The organism is Pseudomonas sp. KU26590, assembly GCF_026153515.1.
Classification (GTDB): domain Bacteria; phylum Pseudomonadota; class Gammaproteobacteria; order Pseudomonadales; family Pseudomonadaceae; genus Aquipseudomonas.
The window spans coordinates 3,304,263-3,319,551 of sequence record NZ_CP110644.1 but is presented as its reverse complement, the minus strand read 5'-3'; the positions used below and the strand labels follow the sequence as shown (position 1 = coordinate 3,319,551).

General features: G+C 63.3%; 8 protein-coding genes. All 8 read left to right on the top strand.

The features are described 5' to 3' along the window. The first annotated feature begins 133 nt into the window (after positions 1 to 133). The 8 genes from OKW98_RS14405 to OKW98_RS14370 all read left to right on the top strand — a co-directional run bounded on the left by OKW98_RS14405 (position 134) and on the right by OKW98_RS14370 (position 15,269). Complete coding sequence (locus OKW98_RS14405) at positions 134 to 856, top strand: thermostable hemolysin (RefSeq protein ID WP_416147187.1); 723 nt, start codon at positions 134 to 136, stop codon at positions 854 to 856. Continuing rightward, positions 846 to 2,327, top strand: coding sequence for an AMP-binding protein (locus OKW98_RS14400; protein WP_265385348.1), 1,482 nt, complete (start codon positions 846 to 848; stop codon positions 2,325 to 2,327). The genes OKW98_RS14405 and OKW98_RS14400 overlap by 11 nt, the downstream gene beginning before the upstream one ends. Beyond that, positions 2,324 to 3,013 carry a TenA family transcriptional regulator gene (locus OKW98_RS14395; protein ID WP_265385347.1) on the top strand — a complete coding sequence of 230 codons (690 nt, stop codon included), beginning with the start codon at positions 2,324 to 2,326 and terminating at the stop codon, positions 3,011 to 3,013. Before OKW98_RS14400 ends, OKW98_RS14395 begins: the two co-directional genes overlap by 4 nt. Further along, a complete protein-coding gene (locus tag OKW98_RS14390; RefSeq protein ID WP_265385346.1) occupies positions 3,000 to 3,809 on the top strand; it encodes an SDR family oxidoreductase in 810 nt (269 codons plus the stop codon). The genes OKW98_RS14395 and OKW98_RS14390 overlap by 14 nt, the downstream gene beginning before the upstream one ends. Next, the gene (locus OKW98_RS14385) at positions 3,806 to 4,447 is read left to right on the top strand and encodes a tetratricopeptide repeat protein (RefSeq protein ID WP_265385345.1); all 642 of its coding nucleotides are present in this window, start codon (positions 3,806 to 3,808) and stop codon (positions 4,445 to 4,447) included. Before OKW98_RS14390 ends, OKW98_RS14385 begins: the two co-directional genes overlap by 4 nt. Positions 4,448 to 4,457: 10 nt before the next feature. Then, positions 4,458 to 5,120 carry a response regulator gene (locus tag OKW98_RS14380; RefSeq protein ID WP_265385344.1) on the top strand — a complete coding sequence of 221 codons (663 nt, stop codon included), beginning with the start codon at positions 4,458 to 4,460 and terminating at the stop codon, positions 5,118 to 5,120. Further along, positions 5,117 to 6,493: an ATP-binding protein gene (locus OKW98_RS14375; RefSeq protein WP_265385343.1), complete on the top strand. Its 1,377-nt coding sequence runs from the start codon at positions 5,117 to 5,119 to the stop codon at positions 6,491 to 6,493. The genes OKW98_RS14380 and OKW98_RS14375 overlap by 4 nt, the downstream gene beginning before the upstream one ends. A gap of 127 nt (positions 6,494 to 6,620) precedes the next feature. After that, positions 6,621 to 15,269, top strand: coding sequence for a GH36-type glycosyl hydrolase domain-containing protein (locus tag OKW98_RS14370; protein ID WP_265385342.1), 8,649 nt, complete (start codon positions 6,621 to 6,623; stop codon positions 15,267 to 15,269). The last annotated feature ends 20 nt before the right edge of the window (positions 15,270 to 15,289 follow it).

The following is a 15,289-nucleotide window of genomic DNA, read 5'->3' as shown; positions in this document are numbered from 1 at the left end:
TGTCTTAAGGCAGTCTGAAGACCTCGCGCAGGTTGCAAAGAACGCCAAACCAGGGACATTTCTCACCTTCAGACTTCGTTAAGAATCGACACTGATACTCCACCCCATTCACCACTGGGGAGGAGCCACACCCATGCAGGGTCTGGACTGGAATAACCGATTACCACAGCACTCAATGCCGTCCAGTGCGCTGCCTCTGGATTTCCTGCCTATGGGATTCGGCACTGCGCAATCACCGCCCCTCTCGCTTAATCGCGCGCTGCCTCAGGAGCCACTGCGCGATGCCTACGAGGCCTTTATCCAGCAACGCTTTCGCCAGGCCCACAACGCCGAGATCCGCAGCTTCATGCCGGAGCTGTTTGGACTCCACGACACCACAGACACGCTCTGCGCCGTGGCCGGCGTGCGGGTGGCGACCTCCGGCACGCTGTTCCTGGAGCGCTACCTCGACCAGCCCGTCGAGCACATGATCGAAGCCAGTGCCGGCAGGCCAGCGGACCGTCAGGGCATCGTTGAAGTGGGCAACCTCGCCGCCAGCAACCTGGGCAGCGCGCGGCTGAGCATCATCACCGTGACCTGGCTGCTCGCCATGGGCGGCCTGGAATGGGTCGCTTTCACGGGCAACGCCGGGCTGGTCAACAGCTTCAATCGCCTCGGGCTGCGCCCCGTCACCCTCTGTGCTGCCGACCCTATGCGTCTGGGCGAGGACCGCCACGCATGGGGTCATTACTACGACACGCAACCGAACGTGCACGTCGGCGATATCCGCGCAGGCTTTCTGCATTTGAGCAGCTGTGGCGTGTTTGAACGCTTCGGGCTGCCCCTGACACTGGAGGACAGCTGCCATGTCGCCTGAACTGACCGGCTTGCGCCAGCGCATCACCGATCTCGCCGCCAAGCAGCCCGATGCGTGCGCGCTGTGGGGCGATGACTTGAAACTGAGTTATGCCGAGCTGGATGCAGAAATCAATCTGCGTCAGGAGAGGCTCAAGGACCTGGACGCCAGGGTCGTGGCCCTCGCCCTGGAGAATGGCCCGGACCTGCTGATCTGGGACCTGGCGATTCTGTTCGCAGGCCTGGCCTGTGTGACGCTGCCGCCGTTCTTCAGCCCAGCGCAGCGGCTTCACTGCCTGGAGCAGAGCCAGGCTGACGTGGTCATTGCCGACGACGACTACGCCAGTGAACTGGCCATTTCGGCGTTCCGTCATGAAGAGGGATTCTGGCTGCGGACAAACCCTCAGCCGTCGCCCCTGCCCGTCGGCACGGCAAAGCTCACCTTTACGTCTGGCACGACCGGCACCCCCAAAGGCGTCTGCCTGGATGCTGCAAGCGTACTGGCGGTGGCCATGGAGCTGCAGCGCGCCAGCGAATCTCGTCAGCCCGCCCACCACCTTTCACTCTTGCCTCTGGCGATCCTGCTGGAAAACGTCGGCTGCTACGCCGCGCTTTATGCCGGGGCCATGCTGAGTCTCCCGAGTCAGCGAGCCTTGGGGATTCAAGGCGCCAGCGGCGTGGAGTTACCGCGTCTGCTGTCAACCTTGGCGGTGCGCCAGCCCCACAGCATGATCCTCGTGCCGCAGCTGTTGTTGCTGCTGGTCAGCGCGTGCGAGATGGGCGCTTTCAACCCGGCAGCGCTGCGTTTCATCGCGGTGGGCGGCGCCAAAGTCAGCCATGAACTGTTGCTGCGCGCCGAAACCCTTGGCATTCCGGTGTACGAAGGCTACGGCCTGTCCGAGTGCGCGTCGGTCGTCGCCCTCAACCGCCCCGACGCCAATCATCCCGGCAGCGTTGGCAAACCGCTGCCCCATGTGCAGATACGCCTGGCCGAGGACGGTGAAGTCCTGATTGGCGGGTCGCGGATGCTGGGCTATCTCGGCGACGCGGAACCCACACCGCAGTGGTGGCCGAGCGGTGATCTCGGCGCGTTTGACGCCAACGGCTACCTATATATTCACGGCCGCAAGAAGCATCAGTTCGTGACCAGTTACGGTCGCAACGTCAACCCTGAGTGGGTCGAGGCCGAACTGACCCAGCGCGGTCTGATCGCTCAGGCATTCGTCTACGGCGAAGCCCTGCCGCGCAACCATGCGCTGCTGTGGCCACTGCGCCCGGACGCCACCGACTCGCACCTGCACAGCGCTGTCGAGCAGGCCAATCAGGCGCTGCCGGACTACGCACGCGTCCACACCTGGACCCGTCTCGATCAGCCTTTCACCACCGTCAACGGCATGGCCACCGCCAACGGCCGACCCCGGCGCGACGCCATCCTGGCGAATTACCGACATCTGTTCACTGAGCCCACGCGAGCAAAGGACCTTCAATCATGAGTTTTTTCGAATCCCTGCAAGACGCCACCCGCACCGAGCGCGAGACCTTGTTCAATCTGCCCGTCATCCATCAGGCGCTGCACGGTGAAGTCTCGCTGGACAGCTATCGCGCCTTCCTGACTCAGGCGTATTACCACGTGCGCCATACCGTGCCGTTGATGATGGCCTGTGGCGCGCGGCTGCCTTCGCGGCTGGAATGGCTGCGTGGCGCGGTGTGCGAGTACATCGAAGACGAATACGGCCACGAGCAGTGGATCCTCAACGACGTGCGCGCCTGCGGTGGCGATGCCGATGCCGTGCGCGACGGTACGCCTGGCCTGCCTATCGAGCTCATGGTCGCCTACCTCTACGATGTCATCGCGCGGGGCAACCCGGTGGGACTGTTCGGCATGGTCAATGTGCTGGAAGGCACCAGCATTGCGCTGGCGACCCATGCGGCGGGCAGCATTCAGCAGCGCCTGGGGCTGCCGGCCACGGCCTTCCGCTACCTGAGTTCCCACGGCAGCCTCGATGTCGGCCACATGGAGACCTATCGCAAACTGATGGACCGTCTTGAAGACCCGGAGGATCAGGCGGCCGTGATCAAGGCCTCGAAAGTGGTGTACGGCCTGTACACCGACATGTTTCGTCAGTTGCCCGTCGCTCAGGCCGCACCGGTGAAGGAGCTCGCCCATGCGTCTGTCTGAAACCCGCGTCGTCCTGACCGGTGCCAGTGGCGGCATCGGCATGGCCATCGCCCAGGCGCTGTGCAGCCATGGCGCCGAAGTGCTCGCCGTCTGCCGGCATCAGGAGCCGCTGTTGCCATTGCAACAGCAGTATCCGCACCTGTTGCACTGGGTAAAGGCCGATCTGACCAGCGCCGAAGGTCGTCAGCACGTGCTGATGACGGCGCAGGCGATGGAAGGGGTCAACCTGCTGATCAACGCCGCCGGCGTCAATCATTTCGCCATGCTGGAACAGCTGCCGGGGCACGAGATCGATTCGATGCTCGACATCAACCTGAACGCGCCGATTCAGCTCACCGGCCTGCTGTTGCCGCTGCTGCGCCAGGCCAGCCGCGCCATGGTGGTCAACGTCGGCTCTACCTACGGCTCGATCGGCTACGCCGGTTACGCCACGTACTGCGCGAGCAAGTTTGCCCTGCGCGGGTTTTCCGAAGCCTTGCGCCGTGAGCTGGCGGATACGCGGGTCGGCGTGTTGTACGTCGCCCCGCGCGCCACCCGCACGACGATGAACAGTCCCGCAGCGCGCGCCCTCAACTCTGCCCTGAAGACCGCCGAGGACGATCCGCAGACGGTCGCCGCAGCCGTTGTCCGTGCCATTGTCGGTAATCAGCGCGAGCTGTACATGGGCTGGCCTGAACAGTTCTTCGTACGCCTCAACAGTCTGCTGCCTGCCGTGGTGGACCGTGGGCTGCGCAAACACTTGCCCCTCATTCGCCGACTCAGCAGCGCCCCCCTCGAAAAGAGCACCAAGCCATGAAAGGTCTACTCGTCGTACTGCTCGCCACCTTCACCCTGCCGGTGTGGGCACTGGATGCACCTGACCAGCAACGCCTGACCGGCATCCAGCAGGATTGGGCGCGGATTCAATACCAGTTGCCGGAAGACCAGCGCGTCGCTGCCTTTGAGCAGTTGGCCGCCAAGTCCTCCGCCTTCACCCAGCAGCGTCCCGCCGTCGCCGAGGCATGGATATGGTCGGGCATTGTCACCAGCAGTTGGGCCGGTGCCCAGGGCGGACTGGGTGCATTGAGCAAGGTGAAAACCGCAAAAGCCGACCTCGAAAAAGCCATGACGCTGGACCCCAATGCCTTGCAAGGCTCCGCCTACGCCAGCCTGGCTGCGCTGTACGATCGCGTGCCGGGCTGGCCCATCGGATTCGGCGATGCCGATAAAGCGCAAGGGCTGCTGGAGCAGGCGCTGAAACTCAATCCCGACGGCATCGATCCGCTTTACTTCTGGGGCGATCATCTCTACCGCCAAGGCCACTACGCTCAGGCAACGGAAGCGCTGGAGAAAGCCTTGCTCGCCGCACCCCGCCCCGGGCGTGAAGTGGCGGACAGTGGACGTCGTAAAGATATCCAGCTATTGCTGGTGGACGTAAACAAAAAACTGAAATGACGGAGCATTCATGCGTTTGCTGCTGGTTGAAGACGATGTTGCCCTCGGTGAGGGCATTCATCAGGCGTTGAGTCGCGAAGGCTACACGGTGGACTGGGTGAAAGACGGCGCCAGCGCTCTCCATGCGTTGTTGAGCGAAGCGTTTGATCTGGCCATTCTTGACCTCGGATTGCCCAGGCTCGACGGCCTCGCAGTGTTGCGGCGCCTGCGTGAAAGTGGCTCGGCCCTGCCGGTGCTGATCCTCACGGCACGCGATTCCACTGACGATCGCATTGCCGGCCTCGACGCAGGGGCCGACGATTACCTGATAAAGCCCTTCGACCTGTCCGAACTCAAGGCCCGCCTGCGCGCATTGTTGCGGCGCAGTGCCGGGCGTGCGCGGGTCACGATCGAGCACGCGGGCATTCGCCTGGACCCGGCCACCCAGCAAGTCAGTTACAAGAACGAACCCGTCGCCCTCACCCCCAAGGAATACCAGTTGCTGTACGAACTGCTCTCGCCACCGGGCCGGGTGATGACCCGCGAACGCTTGATGCAGTTGCTGTACGGCTGGAATGAAGAGGCGGAAAGCAACACCCTTGAAGTGCACATCCATCACCTGCGCAAGAAGTTTTCCAGCGAGCTGATCCGCACCGTACGCGGCGTCGGCTATCTGGTAGAGGATCGCCCGTGACTTCGATCCGTCGACGCACGCTGACGTTGATTCTCGGACTGGTGCTGATCGGACTGCTGATCCTGACGCTGGTCAACCTCCATGACAGCAACCACGAAATCGCCGAAGTCTATGACGCCCAGCTCGCCACCAATGCCCGGTTGCTGCAGGGCGTGATGCGCATGCCCCTGGCGCGGCAGGAGCATGCGCAGTTGTACCAGGCGTTCAATCAGGCCCTGGCTCAGGCCGAACCCAGGGTCGACGGCCACCCCTACGAGAGCAAAATCGCCTTTCAGGTCTGGGACCTTCAGGGGCAACTGCTGGTGCACACCCCCAGCGCGCCGAGTTTGACCCGTGCGCCCCAGTACAACGGCTTCAGCGACATCAATGATCTGGGCAAACATGAATGGCGCACCTTCGTGCTCAGGGACGAGCAACACGACCTGCTGATCTGGGTCGGCGAGCGCGACGACGTGCGCTCGGACCTGGTCAACCGCATCGTCCGCCACACGGTGATCCCCAACCTGATCGGCAGCCTGCTGCTGATGGGCGCGATCTGGCTGGCCATTGGCTGGGGACTGAAGCCGCTGGCCGACCTGGCCGCCACGCTGCGCGGTCGTCATCCCGGCTCCCTCGATCCCTTGCAACTGGCCCCGCTGCCCAGCGAGCTGGAACCCATGCAAGCGGCACTGAACAGACTGCTCGGACAGATTCAGGAGGTGTTGAGCCGTGAACGGCGCTTCATCGCCGACGCCGCCCATGAAATGCGCACCCCGCTGGCGGTGCTTCGCGTTCATGCGCAAAACGTGCTGGAGGCACACGACGGCGCGCAGCGCGACCAGTCCCTGAGTTACCTCATCGTCGGCGTTGACCGCACGGCACGGCTGGTCAATCAGTTGCTGACCGTCGCGCGGATGGAGCCCGGGGCAGGCGCGGTTCTCACCCGCGACGCCGATCTTGTTGCGGCTGTACGCGAGAGCCTGGTGCAAATGACGCCGTGGGTCTTGAGCCGGGGGCTGGAATTGGTGTTCGACTGCGATGAACCTTCCCTGATGGTACGAACCGATTTCGCCGCCATCGACATTGCCCTGCAGAACCTGGTCACCAATGCGGTCAATTTTTCGCCCTTGAACGGTCAGGTGATCGTCAATCTGGGCGTGGCCGATGGCTTTTTCCAGCTCAGCGTTGCGGACGAGGGGCCCGGCATTGACGAAGCCGAGCGGGAGCGCCTTTTCGAGCGCTTCTACAGCCGCGGCAACGATCAGGGCGCGGGGCTGGGCCTGACCATCGTGCAATCGATTGCACGACGCCTCGGCGGTGAAATTACCCTGGAGAACCGCGCAGGAAAAGGCTTGCGCGCGACACTATGTGCGCCAGCGAACAGACAGCCCTGATCAAGCGTACTCACACTGGCGTGGTCTGAACGCTTCGTTCACCAGGGCACATCGGTGCCGGCGCTCCGCTGTGCACACTGCCCAACACGCTGCGTTCGCCGGAGTGCAAGTCATTTCAGGGAAACTAATGACGAGCACATGGACACGCACCAAGCAGGCGATCTCCCGGGTCAGTCTGTTTCGCGGCGCCGGGGGTCATCCCAAGCTGGAATTTGCTTACGAACGGATATTGCGCGCCGAATTGTTCAGCGCCGACCAGATGGCCAGCCACGGCATAGCCCTGGCCAGCCAGCATCAGCTGGGTGCAGTGACCACGCGTGATTTCCTGCTGGGCAGGCTGGATGACAACGAGGCACTGCTCAAAAAGAGCTGCAACGCGTTGACCCAAGCCCAGGCGTCCGACCGCCGCATCACCCCTGCCGCCGAGTGGCTGCTCGATAATTTTTTCCTGATCGAAGATCACATCCGCACCGCACGCTCCCACCTTCCCAAGGGTTACAGCCGGGAATTGCCACGCCTTAGCAATGGGCCCTCCTCGGGTCTGCCACGGGTCTATGACCTCGCGCTGGAGACGATCTCCCACGGTGATGGCCGGTTTGACGAGCTGAGCCTCAAGCGCTTCGTCGTCTCGTACCAGACGGTGATGCCGCTGACGCTGGGCGAACTCTGGGCGATCCCGATCATGCTGCGCCTAGCATTGATAGAGAACTTGCGGCGAGTGGCCTCGCGGGTCATCGCCAACTGGGACGATCGCAACCTGGCTGATGATTGGGCCGAGCGGTTGATCGAAGTGTCCGAGCACGACGTGAAGAGCGTGGTGTTGACTGTCGCCGACATGGCGCATTCATCCCCGCCCATGACCGCTGCATTCGTCGCCGAGTTCGCCCGCCGCCTGCAGGGCCAAAGCGCTGCCTTGGCGTTGCCGCTCAACTGGATCGAGCAGTTGCTCGCCGAGACCGGTTCGAGTACGGAGCGACAGGTGCAATTCGATGCACAGCAACAGTCAGCCGATCAGGTGTCGATCAGCAACAGCATCGCCAGCCTGCGCCTGCTGTCTGCGACCCCCTGGCGTGAGTTTGTCGAAGCGATGAGCCATGTCGAGCAGACGCTTCAACAGGATCCGGCTGAGGTCTACCCGCACATGGACTTCGCCACCCGTGACAGCTATCGCCACGCCATCGAACGGCTGGCCAGACGCAGTCGAAGCGCTGAAATGTTCGTCGCGCAAACCGTTGTGGCGCTGTCCCGGGAACATCGGGACGCGGGCGGCGGGGACGATCTCGCCGGGCACATCGGGTTTTACCTGGTCGGACCCGGCATCGGGGTTCTCGAACAGAAAGTCGGTGCCCGTGTGCCCTTTCACGAAAGGTGGAAACGCCTGCTGCAACGTTCGCCGCTGACGTTCTACCTGGCACCTGCGGGAGCCCTGACGATTATTTTTGCACTGCCGCTGCTGGCTTCGGCGCACCGGGACGGGCTGCCGAATATCGCGCTCATTGCATTGGCAGTGCCCTGTCTGGTCATGACCAGTCGCCTGGCGTTCAGTCTCATCAACTGGCTGGTCACGTTCAGCCTGCTGCCGGCGATGCTGCCGAAAATGGATTACGCCGACGGGATTCCCGATGAGGCGCGCACGCTGGTGGCCATCCCGACGATGATCGGGTCGCGCGCGGACATCGACGAACTGGTAGAGGGGCTGGAAGTCAGGTTTCTGGCCAATCGAGACAGCAATCTGTTTTTCGCGCTGCTCACCGACTTTCTCGACTCAGCGACGCAAGTGCAGGCAGCGGATGCAGGCCTGCTCGTCTACGCCTCCGAGGCAATCAACCGACTCAACGGCAAATATGCGGACGAGTTGCCAGCGCGGTTTTTCCTGTTTCACCGCCCCCGCCGCTGGAACGCCGGTGAGCGTGCCTGGATGGGCCACGAACGCAAACGCGGCAAGATGTCCGACCTCAACGCGTGGCTGCGGGGTGCCGGCGAAAACCGTTTCAGCACCGTTGTCGGCGACACCTCGGCCCTTGTGTCTGTGCGCTATGTGCTGACCCTGGATACCGACACCCTGCTGCCAGGCGAGGTGGCCCGCCAGTGCGTGGCCGCCATGATGCACCCGCTCAACCGCCCGGTGTTCGACGCAAGCCGTGAGCGGGTCATTTCCGGGTACGCGCTGTTGCAACCCCAGGTCGGCATCAGCCTGACCAGTACGCCCCGCTCGATCTATTCACGCCTGTTCGGCAGTGGTGGCGGCGTCGACCCCTACACCCGGGCGGTGTCGGACATTTACCAGGACTTGTTCAAACAAGGCTCTTTCATTGGCAAGGGCATCTACGATGTCGACGCGTTCACCTGTGCGCTGGAGGGCTGTCTGCCGGACAACCAGGTCCTCAGTCACGACTTGATCGAGGGCTGCTACGCCCGGTCAGGCCTGCTCAGCGATGTGCAGCTGTATGAGCAATACCCGTCCCGCTACAGCGTGGACGTCAAACGACGCCATCGCTGGATTCGCGGCGATTGGCAGCTGACCCCCTGGATCCTGCCCTGGACCCTGAACACGCGCAGAGAATGGACACGCAACCGTCTCGATGTCATGGCGCGCTGGAAGATTCTCGACAACCTGCGCCGCAGCCTTGAACCGGCGGCTGTGTTGCTTATGCTGGCCTGGGGTTGGTTCGCCAGCAGTGAACCGCTGGCCTGGACCTTGGCGGTGCTCGGCTTGCTGGTCATGCAACCGCTGCTCAGGACCCTGACCGATGGGTTGCAACCGCCGTTGAACGTGCCTTATCGGCAATACCTCGCCGCGCTGTGCAGGAGTCTGGGCCAGGACCTCGCCCAGATCGCTGCAACCGTCGCATGGTTGCCGTTCGAGATGTATTACAGCGTGGGCGCCATCGCGCGTTCGCTCTGGCGGATCCTGTTCAGCCGTCGCCTGTTATTGCAATGGCAACCCTCCCGGGAAGTCGAGCGCAACACGCAAAATCCACTGCCGGCGCTCTACCGCGAGATGTGGATAGGCCCTCTGCTCGCACTCTGCGGGTTTGCCGGTTTACTGGCTGACCCGCTGGCTCTGCTGATCGCCATGCCGTTCCTGCTCGCCTGGGCTGCCGGGCCATGGATCGCCTGGCGCCTGAGCGCGGTGCCGGAACATGCAGTGTTCGAGCCCTCGGTGGAGGCACTGCGCTTTCTGCAAGTGCTCTCACGGCGGACGTGGGCGTTTTTCGACGAATTCGTCGGGCCACAGGACAACTGGCTGCCCCCCGACAACGTTCAGGAAGAACCAAAAGCGATGATTGCCCACCGCACCTCGCCAACCAATATGGGCATGGCGTTGCTGGCGCATCTGGCGGCCCACGACTTCGGCTATCTCAGCACCGAGCGACTGCTGCAGCGCTTGTCCGCTTCGCTGGAGAGCATGGACAACCTGGAGCGTTACCAGCACCATTTTTACAACTGGTATGACACGCAAACCCTCAAGCCCCTGCGCCCTCAATACATCTCCACCGTTGACAGTGGCAACCTGGCCGGGCACTTGCTGACCCTGCGTGCCGGCTTGATCCAGCTGCCCGACGCGGCGGTGTTCGATGCCACGATGGTTAAAGGCCTGCGTATCACGCTGGACACGCTGCTGGAAACGACGGACGCCAGCGGCACGTTGAATTCGCTCTATCCACTGCTTGAAGAGGTTGCCGAAGCCCACGAACCCGATGCGCTGTTGACCGCGTTGCAGACCGTCCGTGCTCGGGTGGCGGCCATGACGGCGGGCAGCACAGAGGACAGCGTTTACTGGCAAGACGCATTGACTGCGCAGTGTGATGACTGGATCGCGGCCCTCGAACGTTATCGACTGCCCACGCCTTTGATCGGTCGACACCCGCCTCGCAGCACGCTGCGGGAACTGTCCCGGCTGGAAGAAGCTGACTGGGGACTCGATGATCACCCGCGCATTGACGCTGTCCGCCAGGCTGCCCTCGCCGCTATTGCCCGGATTGATCGCCTGATCATCCTGACGGGCGCGCTGGCGCAGATGGACTTCTCCCTGCTCTACGACAACAAGCGCGACTTGTTCGTGATCGGTTACAACGCCGACGAGCGGCGCCTGGACACCGGCTATTACGACCTGCTGGCATCCGAAGTGCGTCTGACCAACTTTGTGGTGATCGCTCAGGGGCAGATTCCGCAGCGGGCGTGGTTCACCCTCGGGCGATTGCTCGGTGACTGCGCCGGTGTACCGACCTTGATGTCCTGGTCCGGCTCGATGTTCGAATACCTGATGCCCATGCTGGTCATGCCTAACTACGACGGCAGTCTGCTTGACCAGACCTGCCGTGCGGCGGTGGCCGTGCAGATTGAACATGGAAAGCGCCTGGGCATTCCCTGGGGCGTGTCGGAATCGGGCTATTACACGCTGGATGCGCATTTCAATTACCAGTACCGGGCGTTCGGCGTCCAGGCGCTGGGCCTCAAGCGCGGCCTGGGCGACGACGTCGTGGTCGCGCCTTACGCCAGCGTCCTGGCCTTGATGGTGGACGCCGACGCGGCCTGCAAAAACCTGCAGGGTCTTGCCCGCAAAGGTGCCTGCGGCCGCTTCGGACTCTATGAGGCCATTGATTACACCGAAGCGCGTCTGCCGCGAGGCCAGCGTTACGCCTGGGTGCAGTCCTTCATGGCGCACCATCAGGGCATGAGCCTGCTGGCGTTGACCAGCGTGTTGCTCGATCAGCCCATGCAACGGCGTTTTGAATCCGATCCGGCCCTGCAATCGGCCCTGCTGCTGTTGCAAGAGCGGGTGCCCAAGGTGGCAGCGCCTTATCTGCAAACCGCACAGCAGCCCGCCGCCGGCGATGCGGGGGCCGGTCAGGAGAACGACCTGAGGGTGTTCGCCAACCCGGGGCTCAAGCGCCCGGCGGTGCAATTGCTGTCCAACGGCAAGTACCACGTCATGCTTACCAGCGCCGGCGGCGGCTACAGCCGTCTCGACACCATGGCCGCCACCCGCTGGCAGGAAGACACCACCCAGGACAACTGGGGCACGTTCTGCTACTTGCGGGACGTGGCAACGGGCGCTGTCTGGTCCAGCGCCTTTCAGCCGACCCTGCACCGGGCCGAGAGCCACGAGGCCATTTTCAGCGATGCGCGGGCCGAATTCCGCACCCGGGAACTGGGCTTCGATACCCATATGGAAATCGTCGTTTCCCCGGAAGACAATATCGAACTGCGCCGCCTGCACGTCACCAACCGAGGGACCTCAGCCAAGACCCTGGAGATCACCACCTACGCGGAAGTGGTGCTGGCGTCGCCGGAAACGGACGCCATGCACCCGGCCTTCAGCAAGCTATTCGTGCAGACCGAGTTGTTGCTGCCGCTGCAAGCCATCGTTTGCAGTCGACGGCCGCGGGCCAGCGATGAACACACGCCGTGGATGTGCCACCTGCTGGCCGCCCATGGCGTGGATATTCAGGCCATTTCCTACGAGACCGACCGCGCGCGTTTCATTGGTCGCGGCCGCAGCACCCAGTCGCCGGCGGCGCTGGACCCCGGCTGCGAGCACTTGTCCGGCAGCGCCGGTCCGGTGCTGGACCCGATTGTCGCTATCCGTTGCCGGATCAACCTGGAGCCCGGGCAGCAAGGCACCATCGATCTGGTCACGGGCGTCGCGGACAGCCGCGAAGACTGCCTCTCGCTGATCAACAAGTACCGTGATCGGCACCTCGCGGACCGGGTTTTCGATCTGTCATGGACCCACAGTCAGGTGCTGCTGCGCCAGCTCAACGTCTCGCCCGCCGACGCGCGTCTGTTTGAACAGATGGCCTCCTCGCTGATTTACGCCAATGCGGCGTTGCGCCCGGACAGCAGCGTGCTGACGGCCAACCTGCGCAATCAGCAAGGCCTGTGGGGGCAGTCGATTTCAGGCGACCTACCCATCGTGCTGTTGCAGGTTAACAGCCTTGAAAATATCGAGCTGGTCCAGAAGATGATTCAGGCCCACGCCTACTGGCGACAGAAAGGCCTGCTCACGGACCTGCTGATCTGGAACGAAGATCAGGTGGGTTATCGCCAGCAACTGCAGGACGCGATCATGGGACTGGTCACGTCCGGCAGTGAAGCCACGCTGGTGGATAGGCCGGGCGGCATATTCGTGCGTATGGCGCAGCAGATGTCCAACGAGGACCGCACGCTGATCCTCTCGGCTGCGCGGCTGGTGTTTGCCGAAGGGCGTGGGACCCTGGCCGAGCAGGTTCACCGACGCCGCGTAGTGCGGGTGCACCCGGCGTTTGTCGCGACCCGCGCTCATGTGCCAGCGCCATCGCAGCCGGCCCTTGCCCCGATTCCCGTGTCGCTGCCACTGAGTAATGCCTACGGTGCGTTCAGCCAGGATGGCGGTGAGTACATCATCAACGCCCCGGCCTCCCATCCCACGCCAGCCCCCTGGGTCAACGTGATTGCCAATGCCCAGATGGGCACCGTCATCTCTGAGTCCGGCAGTGCCTACACCTGGGCCGAAAATGCCCACGAGTTCCGCCTCACGCCCTGGCACAACGACCCGGTGAGCGACCCCGTCGGTGAGGTCATTTACCTGCGTGATGAGGACACCGGTCATTTCTGGTCGGCCACCCCCAGACCTGCCTCGGGCACTGGCGCTTACCGAACGCGCCACGGCTTCGGTTACACCGTGTTTGAGCACGAGGAAGACGGCATCCGCAGCGAACTCTGGGTTTACGTGGCGCTGGATGCGCCGATCAAGTTCTCCAGGCTGGTGCTGCGCAATGTGTCGGGGCGTGACCGCAACCTCTCGGTGACGGGCTATGTGGAGTGGGTGCTGGGCGATCTGCGCAGTAAATCAGCCATGCACGTGGTCACCCATTCGGATCCTGCCAGCGGCGCCTTGTTCGCCCGCAACGCCTGGTCGGTGGAATTCAGCGAGCGCGTGGCATTCTTTGATACCGATTCCGTCGATCACAGCGTCACGGCGGACCGTACCGAGTTCATCGGACGCAGCGGCAGTCTGCAGTCTCCCGCAGCAATGCGGCACAAAGGACTGTCCGGGAAAACCGGTGGAGGTCTGGACCCCTGCGCCGCTATACAGGTGGCAGTGGCGCTCACACACGGGCAAGGCACGGAAGTCGTCCTGCGCCTGGGTGCGGAGAAACACGCCCAGGCGGCCACCCAGCTGGCGCAACGTTACAAAGGCGTACAGGTGGCGGCGCAGGAGTTGCAGAAAGTCAAAGACCATTGGCGCTCGGTGCTCTCCGTGGTTCAGGTGAAGACCCCGGTGCCGGCCCTGGACGTGATGCTCAACGGCTGGTTGATGTACCAGGTCATCGCCTGCCGGTTTCTCGCCCGCAGTGGCTATTACCAGTCGGGCGGCGCCATCGGTTTTCGCGATCAGCTGCAGGACAGCATGGCCATGATCCATGCCGATCCAGCAGCAGCGCGGGCGCACCTGTTGTTGTGCGCGAATCATCAATACGCAGAGGGCGATGTTCAGCACTGGTGGCACCCTCCCCTCAATCGAGGCGTGCGCACGGCTTGCTCCGACGATTTCCTGTGGTTGGTGGCCGCCACCAGCCGCTACGTCGAGGTCACCGGTGATCTGTCGGTGCTGGACGAACCCGCCGGCTACCTTGAAGGGCGCGCGCTGGGGCCGGGGGAAGAATCCTATTACGACTTGCCCGGTCTATCAGCGCTGCAGGAGCCGCTGTATCAGCACTGTCTTCGCGCCATCGAGCACAGCCTGAGCCGCGGTGAACACGGTCTGCCATTGATGGGCAGTGGCGACTGGAATGACGGCATGAATCGCGTGGGCTATCTCGGCAAGGGTGAAAGCGTCTGGCTGGGCTTTTTCGGGTGTCAGGTGCTGGAGCGTTTCGCACGGCTGGCCGAGCGCCACGGCGACAGTGAATTCGCGGCACGCTGCGATGAACACGCGAAAGAACTCCGTGGGAGCCTGGAAGCGGCTGCCTGGGACGGCGCGTGGTATCGCCGTGGCTGGTTTGACGATGGACAGCCTCTGGGTTCTTCCGTCAACGATGAGTGTCGGCTGGATTCCATCGCCCAGAGCTGGTCGGTGTTGTCCGGTGCAGGATCACCCGAACGCCAGCACCTGGCGATGCAGGCGGTGGATCAGTACCTGGTCAAACCGGACATCCGCGCCGTCCTGCTGCTCGACCCTCCGTTCGACAAAGGCCTGCAAGACCCGGGCTACATCAAGGGCTACGTGCCAGGCGTGCGCGAGAACGGAGGGCAATACACCCACGCGGCCGTCTGGGCGGCGATGGCCTTTGCGCAGTTGGGCGATACGGCCAAAGCCTGGGAGCTGCTGCACATGATCAACCCGGCCGACCCCCTCAACAGTGCCAGGATCGACACTTACAAAGTCGAGCCCTACGTGATGGCGGCCGATGTCTACGGCATTGCGCCCCATGCAGGGCGTGGCGGCTGGACGTGGTACACCGGCTCCGCTGGCTGGATGTACCGGTTGGGCGTCGAGTCACTGCTGGGGCTTACACGCAACGGCAACCTGCTGCAGCTAAACCCTTTGATGCCGGCGGACTGGCCCGGGTTTACCCTGAGTTACCGCTTTGCAGGGACGCAGTACCACTTCGAGGTGGTCCGTGGCGATACGGCCGGCACCTCGATGACGCTGGATGGCACACCGGTCGAAGGCAATGCGTTGGCGCTGGTGGACGATGGCGTGGAGCGCTGGGTACGGATTGAGTGCGGCGGTGCGCAGCCAGCAGCACACGAGCCGATCGAATACACGACGGCAGCCGATGATTGACCCGCGGCGCCGGCGCTGCG